The 18,099-nt window shown below is 72.8% G+C and carries 18 protein-coding genes; 7 read left to right on the top strand and 11 right to left on the bottom strand.

Translation table 11 applies throughout. The features are described 5' to 3' along the window. The first annotated feature begins 142 nt into the window (after positions 1–142). Positions 143–715 (top strand): sigma-70 family RNA polymerase sigma factor, encoded by a 573-nt coding sequence (locus ACIQAK_RS29740; protein ID WP_366389297.1) that lies wholly within the window; start codon positions 143–145, stop codon positions 713–715. Here ACIQAK_RS29740 and ACIQAK_RS29735 read toward each other — a convergent pair. After that, entirely contained in the window at positions 649–846 is a 198-nt protein-coding gene (locus ACIQAK_RS29735; protein WP_366389298.1) for a zf-HC2 domain-containing protein, read from the bottom strand. The genes ACIQAK_RS29740 and ACIQAK_RS29735 overlap by 67 nt on opposite strands. 113 nt (positions 847–959) lie before the next feature. Here ACIQAK_RS29735 and ACIQAK_RS29730 point away from each other — a divergent pair, with 113 nt between their 5' ends. Next, positions 960–1,484 carry a hypothetical protein gene (locus ACIQAK_RS29730; RefSeq protein WP_366389299.1) on the top strand — a complete coding sequence of 175 codons (525 nt, stop codon included), beginning with the start codon at positions 960–962 and terminating at the stop codon, positions 1,482–1,484. A gap of 27 nt (positions 1,485–1,511) precedes the next feature. Here the strand turns inward: ACIQAK_RS29730 and ACIQAK_RS29725 are convergent, their stop codons facing one another. The 4 genes from ACIQAK_RS29725 to ACIQAK_RS29710 all read right to left on the bottom strand — a co-directional run bounded on the left by ACIQAK_RS29725 (position 1,512) and on the right by ACIQAK_RS29710 (position 5,426). Beyond that, positions 1,512–2,729, bottom strand: a complete 1,218-nt coding sequence (locus ACIQAK_RS29725; RefSeq protein WP_366389300.1) for a histidine kinase — start codon at positions 2,727–2,729, stop codon at positions 1,512–1,514. Further along, positions 2,726–4,228 (bottom strand): cation acetate symporter, encoded by a 1,503-nt coding sequence (locus ACIQAK_RS29720; protein ID WP_366389301.1) that lies wholly within the window; start codon positions 4,226–4,228, stop codon positions 2,726–2,728. Before ACIQAK_RS29720 ends, ACIQAK_RS29725 begins: the two co-directional genes overlap by 4 nt. Beyond that, complete coding sequence (locus tag ACIQAK_RS29715) at positions 4,225–4,587, bottom strand: hypothetical protein (RefSeq protein ID WP_366389302.1); 363 nt, start codon at positions 4,585–4,587, stop codon at positions 4,225–4,227. Before ACIQAK_RS29715 ends, ACIQAK_RS29720 begins: the two co-directional genes overlap by 4 nt. Positions 4,588–4,673: 86 nt before the next feature. After that, positions 4,674–5,426, bottom strand: a complete 753-nt coding sequence (locus tag ACIQAK_RS29710; RefSeq protein ID WP_366389303.1) for a LytTR family DNA-binding domain-containing protein — start codon at positions 5,424–5,426, stop codon at positions 4,674–4,676. A 71-nt stretch (positions 5,427–5,497) separates the two neighbouring features. On the opposite strand from ACIQAK_RS29710, the gene ACIQAK_RS29705 reads away from it, so the two are divergent. Continuing rightward, positions 5,498–6,142 carry a zf-HC2 domain-containing protein gene (locus ACIQAK_RS29705; protein WP_366389366.1) on the top strand — a complete coding sequence of 215 codons (645 nt, stop codon included), beginning with the start codon at positions 5,498–5,500 and terminating at the stop codon, positions 6,140–6,142. A gap of 13 nt (positions 6,143–6,155) precedes the next feature. Here ACIQAK_RS29705 and ACIQAK_RS29700 read toward each other — a convergent pair whose 3' ends face one another. The 4 genes from ACIQAK_RS29700 to ACIQAK_RS29685 all read right to left on the bottom strand — a co-directional run bounded on the left by ACIQAK_RS29700 (position 6,156) and on the right by ACIQAK_RS29685 (position 11,947). Next, complete coding sequence (locus ACIQAK_RS29700; protein ID WP_366389304.1) at positions 6,156–7,016, bottom strand: DNA-formamidopyrimidine glycosylase family protein; 861 nt, start codon at positions 7,014–7,016, stop codon at positions 6,156–6,158. A gap of 76 nt (positions 7,017–7,092) precedes the next feature. Beyond that, positions 7,093–8,457: a wax ester/triacylglycerol synthase family O-acyltransferase gene (locus ACIQAK_RS29695; RefSeq protein ID WP_366389305.1), complete on the bottom strand. Its 1,365-nt coding sequence runs from the start codon at positions 8,455–8,457 to the stop codon at positions 7,093–7,095. Positions 8,458–8,585: 128 nt separating this feature from the next. After that, on the bottom strand, positions 8,586–10,652 hold the full coding sequence (locus ACIQAK_RS29690; RefSeq protein ID WP_366389306.1) for a SpoIIE family protein phosphatase: 2,067 nt from the start codon (positions 10,650–10,652) through the stop codon (positions 8,586–8,588). 98 nt (positions 10,653–10,750) lie between these two features. After that, positions 10,751–11,947, bottom strand: coding sequence for a DUF6777 domain-containing protein (locus ACIQAK_RS29685; protein ID WP_366389307.1), 1,197 nt, complete (start codon positions 11,945–11,947; stop codon positions 10,751–10,753). Between the two features lie 170 nt (positions 11,948–12,117). On the opposite strand from ACIQAK_RS29685, the gene ACIQAK_RS29680 reads away from it, so the two are divergent. Genes ACIQAK_RS29680 through ACIQAK_RS29670 form a run of 3 tightly spaced genes read left to right on the top strand, consistent with a single transcriptional unit; the run spans position 12,118 to position 14,767 of the window. Next, positions 12,118–12,762, top strand: coding sequence for a YndJ family transporter (locus tag ACIQAK_RS29680; RefSeq protein ID WP_366389308.1), 645 nt, complete (start codon positions 12,118–12,120; stop codon positions 12,760–12,762). Next, positions 12,759–13,271 carry a DUF1990 domain-containing protein gene (locus ACIQAK_RS29675; protein ID WP_366389309.1) on the top strand — a complete coding sequence of 171 codons (513 nt, stop codon included), beginning with the start codon at positions 12,759–12,761 and terminating at the stop codon, positions 13,269–13,271. The genes ACIQAK_RS29680 and ACIQAK_RS29675 overlap by 4 nt, the downstream gene beginning before the upstream one ends. Before the next feature lie 41 nt (positions 13,272–13,312). Then, complete coding sequence (locus ACIQAK_RS29670) at positions 13,313–14,767, top strand: lipase maturation factor family protein (RefSeq protein WP_366389310.1); 1,455 nt, start codon at positions 13,313–13,315, stop codon at positions 14,765–14,767. 17 nt (positions 14,768–14,784) lie between these two features. Here ACIQAK_RS29670 and ACIQAK_RS29665 read toward each other — a convergent pair whose 3' ends face one another. Continuing rightward, complete coding sequence (locus ACIQAK_RS29665; RefSeq protein ID WP_366389369.1) at positions 14,785–14,961, bottom strand: hypothetical protein; 177 nt, start codon at positions 14,959–14,961, stop codon at positions 14,785–14,787. Positions 14,962–15,339: 378 nt separating this feature from the next. Beyond that, on the bottom strand, positions 15,340–16,824 hold the full coding sequence (locus tag ACIQAK_RS29660) for an SDR family NAD(P)-dependent oxidoreductase (RefSeq protein ID WP_366389311.1): 1,485 nt from the start codon (positions 16,822–16,824) through the stop codon (positions 15,340–15,342). A gap of 224 nt (positions 16,825–17,048) precedes the next feature. Here ACIQAK_RS29660 and ACIQAK_RS29655 point away from each other — a divergent pair, with 224 nt between their 5' ends. After that, a complete protein-coding gene (locus ACIQAK_RS29655; RefSeq protein WP_366389312.1) occupies positions 17,049–17,945 on the top strand; it encodes an RNA polymerase sigma factor SigF in 897 nt (298 codons plus the stop codon). Positions 17,946–18,099: the final 154 nt, after the last annotated feature.

Here is an 18,099-nt window from a genome sequence, read left to right as displayed (position 1 = left end):
CCGTTCGCCGCACCATTCGCCGCACTGAGCGACCGCTCGTCGCACACCTCGGTGCACCGCCTGTTCCCGCGCCGCCGAATGCGTTCGGATACGCCAGGCGGCAGCGAGGCCGCCAGGGGGCCTCCCGCGGGAAAGGACGTTCATGAAGACCACGACGACGACCGATGAGCGGGCCATCGCGGAGTTGCAGCGGGAACACGGCCCCGCCCTCCTCCACTTCCTGCTCGGCCTGACCTTCGGGGACCGGCAGCGGGCCGAGGACCTGGCGCAGGAGACCCTGGTGCGCGCCTGGCAGCACCCGGAGGCCTTCGACGCCCCCTACGACTCCATGCGGCCCTGGCTGTTCACCGTCGGGCGCCGCCTCGCCATCGACGCCCGGCGCTCCCGCCAGGCGCGCCCCGCCGAGGTCGGCGACCTGATGCTGGAGAGCGCCCCCGCGGTCGAGGACACCGCGGACTCGGCCGTCCACGCCCTGGACGTCCGCGAGGCGGTCCGCACCCTCAGCCCCGAGCACCGTGCGGTGCTGGTGCGGATCTACTTCCACGGGCTGAGTGTCACCGAGACCGCCGAGGCGCTGGGCATCCCGGCCGGGACCGTCAAGTCCCGTTCGTATTACGCGCTACGGCTGCTCTCGCGCACTCTGCCCGGCTACTCCCCGAGGTCCGCCGCCCGCAACAGCGCGAGCAGGGCCGAGGCCTGCGCCACCTCCACATAGTCCCGGGCACAGCCGTCGCAGAGCTGGAGATGGCGCGCGACGCGGCTGGTCTCCTCCGCGTCCAGCGCGTCCAGGACGTACGCGCCCAGCAGCAGGCGCACATGCGGGTCGTCGCCGGGGCCGGCACTCATCCACACCCTCGCAATCTCCTGGGCAGTCCTCCGCTTCTGCCCACGCGGGGCGCGCGCCCCCGGTTCAATGCTGCGTGAAGCCCGGTACCGAGCAAGGAAAGAGGCGAGACGGGATGCGTCCCGAGGATACGTACGAGACCGGTGGGGACGGGCTGCCGGTACCGATGGCCTGGCTGTACACCGAGTACACCGCCGACGAGTTGTTACGCACCGGCGATCTGATGGAACCGACGACGCTGGAGTTCCGGGCCGGGCGCGACGCGCTCGCGCTCACCATCTTCCTCTCCGGCCTCCTGACAAACGCCCCGGCCGCCCGTGCGCTGTCACCGGCGCGCGTGGACGAACTGCGGCTGCTCACGGCGTACGGGGCCGTCTGGCGCAGCTGGGTCTGCGAGCGGCTCGCGGAGTCGGAGCGGCAGGCCGGGCCCGGCGACGTCGACCTGGCGCTGGCCCGGGCGGCCTGGCGGTGGCTGGAGGAAACCGAACTGCTCGCCGCGGACCTCGACGCGATCGTGCCCGCGCCCTGGGAGCCGGTGGCCGGGGGCGCACACGACGGCGACGAGGGGGAGATCCAGGTGTGGACCCCCGCCTGGCAACTGGGCCTGCCACTGGGGCATCTGGCCGTGCACCTGTGCTGAGAGGACCCGCCGGGGACGGAGCGGGTCCTACGAACCGTGCACTCCCGCACGGTACTTGGGCAGCCGGAGCGTGATCTTCATGCCCGCGCCGATCCCGGTCTCGACGACGAGCCCGTACCCGTCCCCGTACACCTGGCGCAGCCGCTCGTCCACGTTGAGCAGGCCGATGCCGGTGGAGGCGGTGACCTCGCCCCGCAGGATCCGCCGCAGCCGTTCGGGGTCCATGCCGGTGCCGTCGTCCTCGATCACGACCTCGGCCTCCGATCCGGCGTCGAGCGCGCTGATGGTGATCCGGAACGGGGTGTCCGCAGGCCGTTCGCGGGGCGGGGTGGCGGCTCCCTCCAGACCGTGCTTGACCGCGTTCTCCACCAGCGGCTGGAGGCAGAGGAACGGCAGGGCGACCGGCAGCACCTCGGGGGCGACCTGGAGGGTGACGGAGAGCCGTTCACCGAAGCGGGCCCGGACCAGTGCCAAGTACTGGTCGATGGAGTGCAGTTCGTCGGCCAGGGTGGTGAACTCGCCGTGCCGGCGGAAGGAGTAGCGGGTGAAGTCGGCGAACTCCAGGAGCAGTTCGCGCGCCTGCTCGGGGTCGGTGCGGACGAACGAGGCGATGGCGGCGAGGGAGTTGAAGACGAAATGCGGGGAGATCTGCGCCCGCAACGCCTTGATCTCGGCCTCGATGAGCTGTGTACGGGAGCGGTCCAGCTCGGCCAGTTCCAGCTGTACGCAGACCCAGCGCGCCACCTCCCCCGCCGCCCGGGCCAGTACCGCCGACTCGCGCGGGGCGTAGGCGACGAGCGCGCCCAGGACCCGGTTCTCGACGGTGAGCGGGACGGCGACCGCCCAGCGCAGGGGGCAGTCGAGGTCGGCGCAGCCGCTGTCGAAGGCGGCGCCGCGCCCGCCCTCCAGCAACTCCTCGATGTGGCCCATCACGTCCTTGCCGTGATGGTGTCCGGCGCCGTCCCAGACCAGGACGCGTTCCCGGTCGGTGAGGCAGAGGGCGTCGGTGCCGAGCAGGGAGCGCAGCCGGCGGGCCGAGCGCCGGGCGCTCTCCTCGGTGAGGCCGGCCCGTAGCGGGGGCGCGGCGAGGGAGGCGGTGTGCAGGGTCTCGAAGGTGGCGTGTTCGACGGGAGTGCCGACATCGCTCGGGCGCACCGGGCGGGCGGTGCGGCGGCCCAGCAGGAAGCCGGTTCCGAGCAGCAGCGCCACCAGGACGACGAGGACGGCGACCGAGGCCCCCGTCATCGTTCCCTCCCGGCGGCGCGCGCCGAGGCCAGCGCCTCGGGCAGGTGGAAGCGGGTCATGGCGGCGTTGGTGCCCGGCGGTATCCGCCCCGGCGTCGCGAGCGAGACCAGGATCATCGCGAGGAACCCGACCGGGACGGACCAGACGGCGGGCCAGGCGAGCAGGGCGTGCGGCCAGCCGGGCGGGGTGACGGCCCCGCTCACCGTGATCGCCACGGCGAGGAGCGCGGACCCGCCGCCGAGCAGGAGTCCCGCGATCGCGCCCGGCGGGGTCAGCCGTCGCCACCAGATGCCAAGGACGAGCAGCGGGCAGAACGAGGAAGCGGAGACGGCGAACGCCATGCCCACCGCGTCGGCCACCGGCACCCGGCTGACCAGCAGCGAACCGGCGAGCGGCACGGCGATGGCGAGAACGGTGGCGAGCCGGAAGTGGCGTACGCCGCGCGAGGGCAGCACGTCCTGGGTGATGACCCCGGCGACCGCCATGGTCAGCCCGGAGGCGGTAGAGAGGAACGCGGCGAACGCCCCGCCCGCGACCAGCGCGCCGAGCAGATCGCCGCCGAGCCCGCCGATGACCCGGGCGGGCAGCAGCAGGACGGCCGCGTCCGCGTCGCCCCCGTGGCGCAGTTCGGGGGCGTACAGCCGGCCGAGCGCTCCGTAGACGGGCGGCAGCAGATAGAAGAGGCCGACCAGGGCGAGGACGGCGACGGTGGTGCGGCGGGCGTCGCGGCCGTTGGGGCTGGTGTAGAAGCGGACGACGACATGCGGCAGGCCCATGGTGCCGAGGAAGGTCGCCACGATGAGTCCGTACGTGGCGTAGAGCGGGTGGTCGGCGCGGAAGACGGCGAACTGGTCGTCGAAGCTGACCCGGGGCCGGCCCTCGCCCTGCCAGGCGAGGACCAGGAAGAGGGCGGGGACCAGCAGCGCGGTCAGCTTCAGCCAGTACTGGAAGACCTGGACGAAGGTGATGGAGCGCATCCCGCCCGCCGCGACGGCGACCATCACCACGGTCGCCACGAGGACGTCGCCGAGCCAGCCGGGCGCCCCGGTGAGGATCTTGAGCGTCAGCCCGGCGCCCTGGAGCTGCGGGACGAGGTAGAGCCAGCCGGCGCCGACCACCAGGATGCTGACCAGGCGCCGGACGTGGAGCGATTCGAGCCGCCCCTCGGCGAAGTCCGGCAGGGTGTACGCCCCCGAGCGGCGCAGCGGCGCGGCGACGAAGACCAGCAGCACCAGGTAGCCGGCGGTGTAGCCGACCGGGTACCAGAGCATGTCCGGGCCGTGCAGCAGGACCAGGCCCGCGACGCCGAGGAAGGAGGCGGCGGAGAGGTACTCCCCGCTGATCGCGGCGGCGTTGAGCCGGGGCCGCACGGTCCGGGAGGCGACGTAGAAGTCGGAGGTCGTACGGGAGATGCGCAGGCCGAAGCCGCCGACGAGGACGGTGGCGAGGACGACGAGGGCGACCGCCACCCAGGACGCCGTGTGGTCGGGGGCGCTCACGGTGCGGGACGGCCCTCCACCAGCCGGGCGAAGTCGCGCTCGTTGCGTTCCGCCCTGCGCACGTACCACCAGGCGGCCAGGGTGAGCGGGGGGTAGGTGGCGAAGCCGAGGACCGCCCAGACCAGGGCGGCGCTGTTCAGGGCGGCGAACAGGAGCGGCAGCGTGCCGGCGACGAGGGCGAGCACCGCGAAGACGGTGAGTCCGGCGCGGAGCTGGCCGCGCATCAGCGAGCGGACGTAGGCGCCGCCGAGGGCGGTCTGCTCCTCGATCTCCGACTGGGTGCGGTAGCGGGGCAGCGGACGCACCCGGCGGGGCTCTCCCGTGACGACTTCGCGCCGGGGTGCGCTCTCCGGTGACATGGGCTCGGAGTGTAGGCGGCGGGGGACGGTGCTGGGAAGGGATCTCCGGGAGACGCCCAGGTCACGGGCGTATCGGCGGGCCTTTCTCAGCGGCCGCCCTGGCGCATCAGCAGATCGCGCAGGGCCCGGGTGTGGCGGCGGCTGACGGCCAGCTCGGCCTCTCCGACGCGTACGCTCATGCTCCCGGCGTCGAGCCGCAGCTCGTCGATCCGGCTCAGCGCCACGAGGTGGCGGCGGTGGATGCGGACGAAGCCGCGCGAGCGCCAGCGCTCCTCCAGGGTGGTGAGCGGGATGCGGACGAGGTGGCTGCCGGTCGCGGTGTGCAGCCGGGCGTAGTCGCCCTGCGCCTCGGCGTACGCGATCTCGTCGATCGGGATGAAGCGGATGACCCCGCCGAGCTCGACCGGGATCTGGTCGCTGCCGGTGTCGTTGACCGGGGCGGACCGCTCCCCCACCTGCTCGGCGACCCGCCGCACGGCCTCGGCGAGCCGTTCGCGGCGGACCGGTTTGAGGACGTAGTCGACGGCCTTGAGGTCGAAGGCGTGCACGGCGAAGCCCTCGTGCGCGGTGACGAAGACGATGAGCGGGGGCGCGGCGAATCCGGCGAGGAGCTGGGCGACGTCGAGGCCGGTCAGACCCGCCATGTGGATGTCGAGGAAGACCACGTCGATCGCGGACGGGTCGTCGGGGCCCGCCTCCACCGCGCTGCCGATACGGCGCAGCGCCTCGGTCGCCCCGGTGGCTCCTTCGGCGCTGCGGACGCGTGGGTCGGCGCGCAGGAGGAAGAGGAGTTCCTCCAGGGCGGGGGGTTCGTCGTCGACGGCGAGTACGCGCAGCATGAGCCCGGAGTTTAGGGGCTGCGGGGCACGATGGCGTGAGTGATTCCCGGCTTGTTCCCGTACCGCAGTACATGCAGACGACCGAGCCCCACATCCGGGTGGGGGCCTATGCCCTGGGCGTGCTCGGGAGGGCCGACGCCTTCCGGTTCGAGGAGCATCTGGAGGAGTGTCCGCAGTGCCGTGCCCTGGCGCGCGAGATGGCCCGGGTGGCGGCCCGGCTGGCGGCGGCCGGGCCGGTGGTGCGGCCGGGGTCCGGGCTCGCGGACCGGCTCGCGGAGGCGGTGGCGGCGGGGCGGCGCAGGGCGGGCAGGCGGCGGCTCGCGCTGGTGGCGGCCGCGGTGGTGCTTGCGGTGGGCGGCCCGTTGGCGGCGGCGGATTCCTCGGGCGGCACCGGCGGTCCGGGAGGCGGGGTGCGGGTGCAGCGGTGGGTGGGCGCGGACCCGGTGTCGGGGGCGGCCGCGGTGGTGACGGCGGCGGGGCACGAGTGGGGGACGGCGGTGGCGCTGGAGGTCGTCGGGGTGCCGGCCGTCGGCGTGTGCGCGCTGGTCGCGGTGGGCCGGGACGGCAGCGAGGAGACGGTCAGCAGCTGGTCGGCCGGGGGTGCGGGGGACGGCCTGGTGGAGGTGGAGGGCGGGTCGGCGCTGCGGCCGGAGGGCATCGACCGTTTCGAGGTGCGGACGGCGGGCGGGCGGCGGCTGGTGACGGTGGAGCGGTGAGCGGCCCCGGGTCTCACTTCAGGAATTTCGACAGCCGCCGGTCCGCCAGGGGCTTGCCGCCGGTCTGGCAGGTGGGGCAGTACTGGAGCGAGGAGTCGCTGAAGGAGACCTCCAGGATGGTGTCGCCGCAGACCGGGCAGGCCTCCCCCGCACGCCCGTGGACCCGCATCCCACCCTTCTTCTCGGACTTGAGCTTGCCGGCCTCCACTCCGCCGGTACGGTCCACGGCGTCCTTGAGTGTGGTGCGCAGCGCGGTGTGGAGGCGGGTGATGTCGTCCTCGTCGAGGTCGGCGGTCCGCTTGAACGGGGACATCTTCGCCGCGTGCAGGATCTCGTCGCTGTAGGCGTTGCCGATGCCCGCGATGAGCGACTGGTCGCGCAGCGCGCCCTTGATCTGGCGGCGCGCCCCGCCGACGATTCCGGCGAACGTGTCCCGGTCGAAGGTGTCGGCGAGCGGGTCGGGACCGAGGCGGGCGATGCCGGGGACGTCCATCGGGTCGCGCACGAGGTGGACGGAGAGGCGCTTCCTGGTGCCCATCTCGGTGAGGTCGAAGCCGTCGCCGTCCACCGTCACCAGACGCAGGGCGAGCGGGCCCTTGCCGGGGCGCGGCGGGGTGGCCGGGAAGGAGTCCTTCCAGCGGAGCCAGCCCGCCCGCGCCAAGTGGGTGCAGAGGTGCAGCCCGCCCGCCCCGATGTCGAGGAACTTGCCGTGGCGGGCCACCGAGGTGACGCTCGTGCCGTCGAGGGCGGTCAGCGGCGGGTCGTACGTCTTCAGGACGCTGATCGCCAGCGGGAGGACGCGGGCGATCTCCTTGCCGACCAGGCGGTCGTCGAGGAAGACCCGCAGGGCTTCGACTTCGGGCAGTTCCGGCATGGCACCAGCCTGCCGCAGGCCGCCCGGCGCTGCCTGTCAGGACGCCGTTCCCGGCACCGTCGGGTGGACCGGGCGCTCAGGACCCCGGTGCCGCCACCCGGCCGCCGGTCACCAGCTCCCGGAGCTCCTCGAACTCCTCCTGGACCGCCTCGGCCAGCCGGTCCAGGTCCCACAGCGCCTTGCCGTCCGCCACCAGACCTACGTGCACCCGGCCGCCGTACGCCGACAGGGCGACGGCCAGCGACTGCCCGCGGGCCAGCGGCGCCATCGGGTAGAGCGCGCTCAGCGGGCATCCGCCGAGCGAGAGCGCGGAGCGCGGCAGCGGGACGCTGGTGACCAGCAGGTCGAAGAGCATACGGGCGGCGTTCGCCGCCAGGGGCGCGCCGAACCGGTGGGCCAGCGGGTGCAGTTGGTCGGCGAGTACGGCGACGGCACCGGCACCCTTCAGGGGGCCGGCCGCCTTGCTGCGGTTCATCGCGGCCCGGACGGTCCGGAGCCGTTCGCGGGGGTCGGCCGCGCCGACCGGCAGGTCCAGGAGGTAGCCGGAGAGCCGGTTTCCGGTCACCGTGCCGCCGGACCCGCGCCGGGAGACGGGCACCAGGGCGCGCGGGTCGGTGCCGGCCGGCGGCTCGCCGCGCTCCGCCATCCAGCGGCGCAGGGCCCCGGCGACCACGGCGAGCAGGACGTCGTTGGCGGTGCCGCCCTCGGCCCGCCGGATCCGCTGGAGGTCCGTGGCGTCCAGGTCCGCGGTGGCCAGGCGGCGGGTGCCACTGGAGGGCGCGGTGAGGGCGGAGGCCGGGCGCGGGTCCAGGCGGCCCGCGCGGACGACGGAGGCGCCCACGCCCAGGGCCCGGCCGACCTCGCCGATCCGGCCGAGCGCCATGCCCGCCACTTCACGGGGGTCGGGCAGCCAGGAGCGGGGCGGGACGACGGGTCGGCCGCGGGCGGCGGACCGGGCCGTGGTGGCGGCGATCTCGTCGAAGATCCCGGCCCCGATGGCGACCGCCCGCATCCCGTCGGCCAGCGCGTGGTGCAGCTTGACCAGTACGGCGAAGGGCCCGTCGTCGGCGCCGCCGATGAGATACATCTGCCAGGGCGGCAGCCCGCGGCCCAGGGGCTGTTCCATCAGCTCGCCGGCCAGCCGGGTGGCCCCGGCCGTGAAGTCGCCGTCATCCACGGTGACGCGGCGCACGTGCCGGTGCACGTCGAAGTCCTTGTCCACCGTCCAGGCCGCCCCGCCGACCGGCAGCAGGACGTCCCGTACGCACATCCGCAGCCGGGGGATCGCGGCGGCGCGGGTGCGGAGCAGGTCCAGGACGTGGCGCGGGGTGACACCGGGCGCCGGGGCGAAGACGGCGAGCGCGCCCAGGTGCATGGGGTGGGCGTCGGATTCGAGGTGCCAGAAGGCCAGGTCGAGCGGGGCCAGGAGTTCGGTACCCAACAGGGGCCTCATGTCGTCGGGGGCGGAACGGCCGTACCTCCGCAGTCAATCCTTTGCGGTCGGTTACGGTCAAGTACGGACATGTTACGTACTGTTACAGCAGGGCTCGGTGCACACTTCCCGGCCGATCAGGAACGCTCGGGGATCAGGAACTCGCACCACACGCACTTGCCGCTGCCCCGGGGCTCCACGCCCCAGACCTCGGCCAGCCGGTCGACGAGCATCAGCCCGCGCCCCGAGACCCCCCACTCCCCCGCGTCGCGGCGCCGGGGCAGGGCGCTGGAGCGGTCCTCCACGTCGACCCGCAGCCGCCGCTCGGACCCGACCATCACTCGGATCGTCACGACCGCCCCGCCGTCGGTGTGCATCAGCGCGTTGGTGACCAGCTCGTCGGCGGCCAGTTCGATCTCGTCGGCCCGCCCCTTCGCCCCCCAGGCGCGTACCGCCGCCCGGATCATGTGCCGGGCCGAGCTGAGCGCCTCGGGGTCGTTCTGGGCGACGTGCTGCTGGAGCCGGCCACCGGGCTGGGGAGCCTGGGCGGCCCGGCGGCGGAGCAGCAGGAGTGCCACGTCGTCCTGGCCGCCGCGCACGTCGACGGCATCGCAGAGGTCGTCGGCCAGCTTCTGGAGGTCCGGGGGGCCGTTGGAGACCAGCGTGGTCAGCAGTTGCATGCCCTCGTCGAGATCGGAGCCGGGCAGCTCCACCAGGCCGTCGGTGAACAGGATCATCGTCTGGCCCGGGTCCAGCTCCGCCGTGGAGACCGGGTACTCCAGCCGGCCGAACTCCGCGGAGAGGCCCAAGGGCAGCCCGCCCTCGGCCGGCATCCGGGAGCAGCTCCCGTCCACGTCCCGCAGCAGCGGGTCGACATGGCCGGCGCGGACCACCTGGACGACCCCGGTGGTCAGGTCGACCTCGGCATAGGTGCAGGTGGCGAAGCGGTCGGTGTCCAGCTCGTGGAGGAAGACGGAGGCGCGCGCCATGACGGTGGCGGGACTGTGCCCCTCGGCGGCGTAGGCGCGCAGCACGATCCGCAGCTGTCCCATGACAGCGGCGGCGTGGGTGTCATGCCCCTGTACGTCCCCGATGACGGCGCCGACCCGTCCGCCGGGCAGCGGGATCAGGTCGTACCAGTCGCCGCCGATGTCCCGTCCGAGCCGGGCCGAGCGGTAGCGGACGGCGACCTGCGCCCCGGGGACGGCGGGGATCCGGCGCGGCAGCATGGCCTGCTGGAGCCCCTCGGCGAGGTCGTGCTCCTGCTCGTAGAGCATCGCCCGCTGGAGGCTCTGGGCGATCGATGTGCCGAGCGCCACGAGCAGGTTGCGCTCGTCGGGGGTGAAGCCCGCCTTGTCGCGGTAGAGCAGGCCGAGTGCTCCGATCGGGCGGGCCTGTGCGATCAGCGGCATGTAGGCGGCCGAGGTGATGCCGAGGCGGCTGATGCCGGGCCAAAGGACCGGGTAGGAGGTGGCGAAGTCCTCGGCGGACTCGATGAAGCGAGGGGTGAGCGTGCGCACGACCTCGCTCATCGGGTACTGCTCGTCCACCCGGGTGAACCGGGTGCCGGGAACGTGGGCGCCTTCGGGGCCGTCGGCGACGAGGTGGATGCGGCCGGACTCCAGCAGACCCATGACGAGGCTGGTGGCGCCCAGATGAGCGAGGCCCTGGGAGTTCTTCAGGACCGCGATGACGTCCTTGACCGTACGGGCGTGAGCCAGGGACGCCGTGGTGCCTTCCACCAGGCTGGTGCGCCGGCGCCGCTCCACGTCCAGATCCTGCCGGGCGGAGGATTCGGCGAGCTCCTGGGTGGCGTCGCGGACGATCCCGATGATGCGGCGGGGCCGGCCGGTCGCGTCCCGTCGGACGAAGCCCTGGGTGTGGGTCCAGCGCAGGGTGCCGTCGCGGCGCTGGATGCGGAAGTAGGCGCCGTAGTTGGTGCGGCCGCTCTTGAGGGCCTGCGAGACCATCCCGTCCAGGCGCTGCGCCTCGTCGGTCGGCACGCGGCGGGCGAGGGAGGCGGGGTGGTTGTCGTACTCGTCGGGGGTCAGGTCGAACACGTCGAGGGCGGGCCGGTCCATGTGCATGAGGCCGGTGTCCAGATCCCAGTCGAAGCTGCCCATACGGTTCAGGGCGAGGCTGAGGTCCGGGTGGGCGGGCCAGTCGTCCGGGAGTGACAGGGCACCCGCTACCCGATCATCCATGTGGGCCACTCTGCCATTATTTGTCCGATTCTTCGAGTGATCCGCACGTCGCCCGGAGACGGCGTCGCACGGGCCGGCGGAGGTGCGGGCGCGGCCGGTCAGCCGGCGAAGGGCTCCGGAACGCCGGAGTCCACCGGCTCCTCGAACCCGTCGAACTCCTCGACCTCCTCGACCTCCTCGACCTCCTCGAACTCCTCGTACCCATCGGGATCATAGAGGTCGTCGGGGAAGACCTGGGTCGGCTCCGGCACCACGTCCGACCCGTCCTCCTCCAGCTCCCAGGGCTCGTCGGTCGGCATGCCGTCGAAGTCCTCCGGCGGCTCGGTGCCGGGGTCGGGCTCCATGGGCGGCGGGCACCCGGGGGGCGGCTCGGCGGGGTCGTCCATGGGCCCCGGGCACTCCTCCGGCTCGGCCGGGGCGGGAGCCGACGGGGTGGCGTCCGGCGGTGCGGGCTCGGAGGGGCGGCCCGGCCCCGGGAAGAGCAGGTCCTCGCTGGGCTCGAAGGGCGGGGGATCCTCCGGGGTCCGGTCGCGTCCGCCGTCGTCGCCGACCGTCCGCTCGATCCAGTTGTTGTCCGTGGTGTCCACGATGACCAGGTCGGTGACCGGCTGCACACTGGGCTCGATCGCCAGAATCCGCGCGGGGTCGTAAGCCGGCCAGCGCTCCCCGCGATAGGTGACCTTCCCCTTCGTGAGCACCGGCTCGTCCAGCGGGTTGCCGCCGGCGCAGCGGACCCGCGGCAGCCCCCTGCTGTCGACCAGGACGGCGGTGCCCGCCTGGAGCACGGCCTGGAAGGCGGTGGCGGCGCCGGCACCGTAGCTGTGGTCGGTGACCTGGGTGTCGGCGCGCAGGACCACCGGGGTGAGTGAGCGCAGATAGCCCGGGATCTGTACGGCCTCGACACCCGCCGCTCTTGCGAAGGCGCGCCCTTTGTCCTGGTCGGCGGTGAGCAGCCGGGCCTGCTGTCCGACATCGCAGGCGGCCTCGGACCGGACGCCGCCGTAGAGCCCGGGGACGGCGCCCGAGACCCGGTGGACCGTCCGGGTGGCGGACCCTCCGCCGTCCAGCGGCGAACGGGTGGGGGACGGCGAGGGCGCCGCCCGCACCGTCGATCTCGTGAAGGGTCCCGGGCCGGGCTCGGCCGACGGCAGGAGGAGGATGTCCTTGGCCTCCGCGATGCCGGTGGTGCCCTTCGTGGTCCTGTCCCCGGCACTGTCGCAGCCGGCGACGGCCAGCAGGACCCCGGCGGACAGCGCGGCGAGCACAGCGCGCCGGATACGTCTGGGTGAGCGCACGGGGCTCTCCTGCCTGTCCATGGCGAAACGAATGGATCGTCACCATCTGTGCCGTATGCGTTGCCCGCCCGCAAGCGGACACCCCTCCGGGAGCAGCACCTTGAACGCGTTCAAGAAAACCTCTACCCTCACCACAGGAGTTGAACGCGTTCAAAGCCGGGAGTGGCGCCGTGACCGTACTGGTCAACGCGATCGTGATGGTCGGCATGTTCGTCGTCGTCCCGGCAGGGCTGCGGCTGACCGGACTGCGCGAGCTGGACCGGATCCGCAGGCTCTGGCCCCTCTCCGCCGCGCCCGGTGCGGTGGCCCTCTGGTGGGAGCGCGGCCCCACCGCAACCGCGCTCGGCGCCTGCTACGCGCTGGGCGCCGCCCTCCTCGCCCTCCACGCGCCGCGCCGAGCGGTCCGCGGCCGGGACCTCTCCCCCGCCGGAATCGCCCTCCTCACCGCGCTCGTCACCCCGGCCGTCGCCGCACTCGCCCTGGTCGCGGAGCGCTCGGGCCACGAACTGTTCGGCTTCGAGCTGGGCATCCTCGCCCTGACCGTGCCCCACTTCCCCTTCGCCGGTTTCACCGCCGCCCTGGTGGCCGGTCTCGTCTGCCGGGGGCTCGCCCTGAGCTGGGCGGTCGGCGAGGCGACCGGACTGCCCCACCCCACCCTGACCTGGATGGCCGCCACCCACGGCCTGGGCAACGCGCTGGGCTTCGCCCCGTGCTCGCTGCTCGCCTGGCGGCGCATCCGTACCACTCACCCGTCCCACCCGTCCCACCCGTCCCACCCGTCCCACCCGTCCCACCTGGAAAGCAGGACAGCATGAGCACGCTCACCTATCCAGAGGTCGGTGCCACCCGGCTCGGCCCGCTCCCCGAGGGCTACCACCACCTGCGCCACCGCACCCGGGTCGGCCGGGGCGCGGACTACTTCGCGGCGGCGGGAGCGGCGGTGACCGAGTGGCGGATGCACCGGGCCGCGGGCACCCGTGTGGAGGCCTCGGCCCGGCGGGCGGAGCCCGGCGGCACCGTCAGGATGGCGCTCGGCGTGGGGCCTCTGCGCCTGGCCGCCACGTGCGAGGTGATCTGGACGGCGTACGGGGAGGAGGGCCGTACCGGATTCGGCTACGGCACCCTGGCCGGGCACCCGGAGAACGGCGAGGAGTGCTTCGTGGTCGATCTGGCGGACGACGGCACGGTCTGGTTCACGGTCATGGCGTTCTCCCGCCCCGCCGCCTGGTACACCCGGCTCGCGGGGCCGCTCGTGCCCCCCGTGCAGCTCTGGTACGCGCGCCGGCTGGGGCGGACGCTGCGCCGGCTCGTCGCCGAGGGCTGACGGCGCGCGCTCGAACCGGACTCCGGCCGATACTGGCAGGGATGGAGTGGTTCTCCGCCGACGGTTACTGGCTGAGCAGGCTGATCTTCCAGCGGACGCTGGCCGTGATCTACCTGGTCGCCTTCCTCTCCGCCGCCCTCCAGTTCCGGGCGCTGATCGGCGAGCGCGGCATGCTGCCCGTACCGGAACTGCTTCGGCGCACCCCCTGGAGGGCGGCGCCGGGCCTGTTCCGGCTGTCCTACTCCGACCGGCTGTTCGCCGCCGTCGCCTGGGGCGGCTGCGCGGTCTCGGTGGCCCTGATCGCGGGGCTGGACGGTCACCTTCCGCTCTGGGGCGGGATGCTGCTGTGGGCGTTGCCCTGGGTGCTGTACCTGTCGATCGTCCAGGTCGGGCAGGTCTGGTACGGGTTTGGCTGGGAGTCGCTGCTCCTGGAGACGGGGTTCCTCGCCATCTTTCTCGGTACGGGGGACACCGCGCCGCCGGTGCTGGTGCTCTGGCTGCTGCGGTGGCTCCTGTTCCGGCTGGAGTTCGGCGCCGGGCTCATCAAGATGCGCGGCGACGAGTGCTGGCGGAAGCTGACCTGCCTCGACTTCCACCACGAGACCCAGCCGATGCCGGGGCCGCTCAGCTGGTTCTTCCACCATCTGCCACGCCCGGTGCACCGGGTCGAGGTGGCCGCCAACCATGTCGCCCAGCTGCTGGTCCCCTTCCTGCTGTTCACCTCGCAGCCGGTGGCGAGCGCGGCAGCCGCCCTGATGGTGCTCACCCAGCTCTGGCTCGTCCTGTCGGGCAACTTCGCCTGGCTGAACTGGCTGACCATCGCCCTGGCGCTCTCCGTGATCGACTGGACCCCGCTCACCGGACAGCCGGCCGCCCTGGCCGCGCCACCGCTCTGGTACGAGGTGGTCGTGCTCGCGGTGACGGCCCTGGTGCTGGCGCTCAGCTACCGCCCCGCGCGCAACCTGCTCTCGCGCCGGCAGGTGATGAACCGCTCCTTCGACCCCCTGCACCTCGTCAACACCTATGGCGCGTTCGGTTCCATCAGCAGAATGCGGCTGGAAGTCGTGGTGGAGGGCACGGCCGATCCGGTCGCGGACGACGGCGCCGACTGGCGGGAGTACGGATTCCGCGGCAAACCGAGCGATGTGGGGCGGCTGCCACGCCCCTTCGCCCCGTACCACCTGCGGCTGGACTGGATGATGTGGTTCGCGGCGCTCTCTCCGGCGTACGCGCGCTCCTGGTTCGGCCCGTTCACCGAGCGGCTGCTGCGCGGCGACCGGGACACGCTCCGGCTGCTCGCGCACAACCCGTTCCCGGGCGCCCCGCCGGCGCACGTGCGCGCCCGGGTCTACCACTACCGGTTCACCGAGCCGCGGGAGCTGCGGGCCACCGGGAACTGGTGGGACCGCACCTTCGTCCGGGAGTTCATGCGGCCCGTGTCCCGGCCGCTCCCGCCGGAGCGGGAGGGCCGGGACACGGGCCGTGAGCAGCGCTGAACGCTCAGCCGGGGCGGTCAGTCGATGCCGGGCAGGATGTGCGGTTCGGCGAGGTCGTCCTCGTAACCGGCCAGTCGGATCGGTGCGGACCTGGCCCACACCTCGATGTTCCGCAGCTTCTCGGGTCTGGCGGTCCGCTCCCCGTACCGTTCGGCGGGTCGCTTCTCGCTCATCGTCAGTTCTGGTGTCGTCACCGCGCACTCCTCTGTGTCGCGTCACCCAGGGCGTCGCCGACGCTCCGGCTGCGACGCCGGAGCTCGACCGCCCCGTACGGGGCAGGGATGGGGATATGTCGGTCGCGGTGGCGCCGTGTCGGGGCGGGACGGCGGTCGGGTTGCAGACCTGTCCCGGGACGGTCGGGGAACCTTCGTGGGCTCCTCGATGGCGTCCGTTCGCCTCAGAGTAACCAAATGAGCGGCTCCGCGCTCGATAGAACGTGTGCAGTGGGTCACTTTCGGCCACTCCGGGCAACGAAAACCCGGCCCAGGATTCATCCTGGGCCGGGTCTGCGGCCTTCGCACGGAAGGTGCGGTTCCGGTTGAGCCGGTCGGGTTACGCCCGGGAGTGCCGGGTCACCAGTTCGCGGGGGCGTAGTCCTTGAGGAAGCAGCCGTAGAGCGGCTCGCCGCCCTCGCCGCGCACGATCGGGTCGTAGACACGGGCGGCGCCGTCGACGAGGTCCAGCGGGGCGTGGAAGCCCTCCTCGGCCAGCCGCATCTTGTCCGGGTGCGGCCGCTCGTCCGTGATCCAGCCGGTGTCCACGGCCGTCATCAGGATGCCGTCCTTCTCGAACATCTCCTGGGCGCTGGTGCGCGTCAGCATGTTGAGCGCGGCCTTGGCCATGTTGGTGTGCGGGTGGCCCGCACCCTTGTAGCCCCGACTGAAGACGCCTTCCATCGCGGAGACGTTGACGACGTAGGAGTGCTTGGCGGCGGTCGCGGCCATCGCCGGGCGGAGCCGGCTGATCAGGATGAACGGCGCCGTGGAGTTGCAGAGCTGGACCTCGAGGAGTTCGATCGGCTCGACGTCCTCCACGGTCTGGACCCAGCTGTTGGTGTCGTGCAGGTCGGGGACGAGCCCGCCCGCGTCGATCGCGGTGCCCGCGGCGATCCGGGCCGGGGAGGCGGAGCCGGTGACCAGCGCGAGGCCGGTGACCTCCTGGGCGCTGAGGCCCTCCTTGCGTGGGGCGGGCAGGGCGGCAACCCGGTCGACGGTGCCGCTGCCGAAGGTGCCGATGACCTCGGCGGCGGGCAGCGCGCCCGCGGGCAGCGGAGCGGACTCGGCACTGACGAGCTCGCTGTAGGCCTGTGGGGAGCGGCGGACCGTCTGGGCGGCGTTGTTGATGAGGATGTCGAGCGGGCCCTCGGCGGCGACGGAGTCGGCCAGCGCGACGACCTGGGCCGGGTCACGGAGGTCGATGCCGACGATCTTCAGCCGGTGGATCCACTCGTCGCTGTCCTCCATCGCCTTGAAGCGGCGGATGGCGTCGTTGGGGAAGCGGGTGGTGATGGTGGTGTGCGCGCCGTCGCGCAGCAGCCGCAGCGCGATGTACATGCCGATCTTGGCCCGGCCGCCGGTGAGCAGCGCCCGGCGGCCGGTGAGGTCGGTGCGGGCGTCGCGGCGGGCGCGGTTGTCCCTGGCGCAGGCCTGGCAGAGCTGGTGGTAGAACGCGTCCACCTCTACGTACCGGGTCTTGCAGATGTAGCAGGACCGGGGGCGCTGGAGTATCCCCGCGATCTCGGCCTGCGCGGAGGAGGACGGCAGGACGCCCTGCGTCTCGTCGTCGATGCGCTCGGCCGAGCCGGTCGCGGTCGCCTCGGTGACGGCGCGGTCGTGGGCGGTCTTCGCGGCCCGGCGCTCCTGGCGGCGGCGCTGCTTCACGGTGCGGTAGATCCCGGCGGTGGCGCGGCGGACGGCGATGGCGTCCGGGTGGTCGACCTCGATGTCGTCGAGCTCGTCCAGCACGCTCAGGCAGACGGCCAGTCGCTCCGGGTCGATACCGGGACCGAACTCGTCGATTCCGGGAGCGAGCTCCGGGCTGTCCTCTGTCACCGTCATTGCCGTTCCTCTGTCATCCTCATCCCCGCGGGTCAGGGGTCACCGCAGGCCTCAACACCCCGGTCAAGTTTGCCATGCGCGCGAGGCTGCTCCGTTCGGGCCGGACCGCAGGCCCGGACCCCCCGTGGGGAGGCCCGGAAAACTTTCTCGAAATGGCAGGCATGACTTCCGCATGGCCGGGAAGGCGACCGTCCGACACATTGGGCAGCAGGGAGGGTGACACCATGACGGCGATGTCTGTGAGAGCCACCGGAGCGACGGCGCCGCTGAGCGACGACCTGGTAGGCACCCGGACCGACGTCGGCACCGAGGAACTGCCCTGGGTCGAGGACGCCGGAAAGGTCGCCCCCAAGGACGCGCGGGCCCTGTCGAAGGTCTTCTTCGACCGCCTCCAGGTTCTGGAGGAGGGCACCCACGAGTACCAGTACGCCCGCAACACCCTGATCGAGATGAACCTCTCGCTGGTCCGTTTCGCGGCGTCCCGGTTCCGCAACCGCGGCGGCGACGACACCGAGGACATCATCCAGGTCGGCACGATCGGTCTGATCAAGGCGATCGACCGCTTCGACCTCTCCCGCGAGGTGGAGTTCGCCACGTTCGCCGTCCCGTACATCGTGGGCGAGATCAAGCGCTTCTTCCGTGACACCACCTGGTCCGTGCACGTGCCGCGCCGCCTCCAGGAGCTGCGGGTCGACCTCGCCAAGGCGAAGGAGCAGCTCTCCGCCGAGCTCGACCGCGACCCCACGGTCAAGGAGCTCGCCGCCCACCTCGACCTGCCCGAGGAGGAGATCATCGAGGGGCTCGTGGCCGCCAACGGCTACTCGGCGGGCTCGCTCGACACCCCTTCGGCGGACAGCGACTCCGGGCAGGAGCAGCGCGCGTACGCCGATGTGCTCGGCGAGCTGGACCCGGCCATGGAGACCGTCGAGAACCTGCACACCCTGGCGCCGCTGCTGGAGCAGCTGGACGACCGGGAGCGCCGGATCGTCCAGATGCGGTTCGGGGCGGAGATGACGCAGGCGCAGATCGGTGCGGAGCTGGGTGTCTCCCAGATGCACGTGTCGCGGCTGCTGACCCGGATCGTCAAGCAACTGCGCAAGGGGATGAGCGTGGAGGCGTGAGCCCGCGCACATTTTCCCCTAGCTGACCGGGGCCTTCCTTCCCCGGCGGTCAGCCGTTCGCCCGGTCGGGCACCCTTCTGGGTGCCCGGCCGCTTCCTGTCCGAGCGGCGGCCCGCGGCATCTGCCGGAGCCGCCGATCACATATGCTTCCCGA

This window comes from Streptomyces sp. NPDC088706 (assembly GCF_044752765.1).
Taxonomy (GTDB): Bacteria; Actinomycetota; Actinomycetes; order Streptomycetales; family Streptomycetaceae; genus Streptomyces.
Note: the sequence above shows the minus strand (reverse complement) of the source record. Positions and strands in the feature narration are given on the sequence as shown.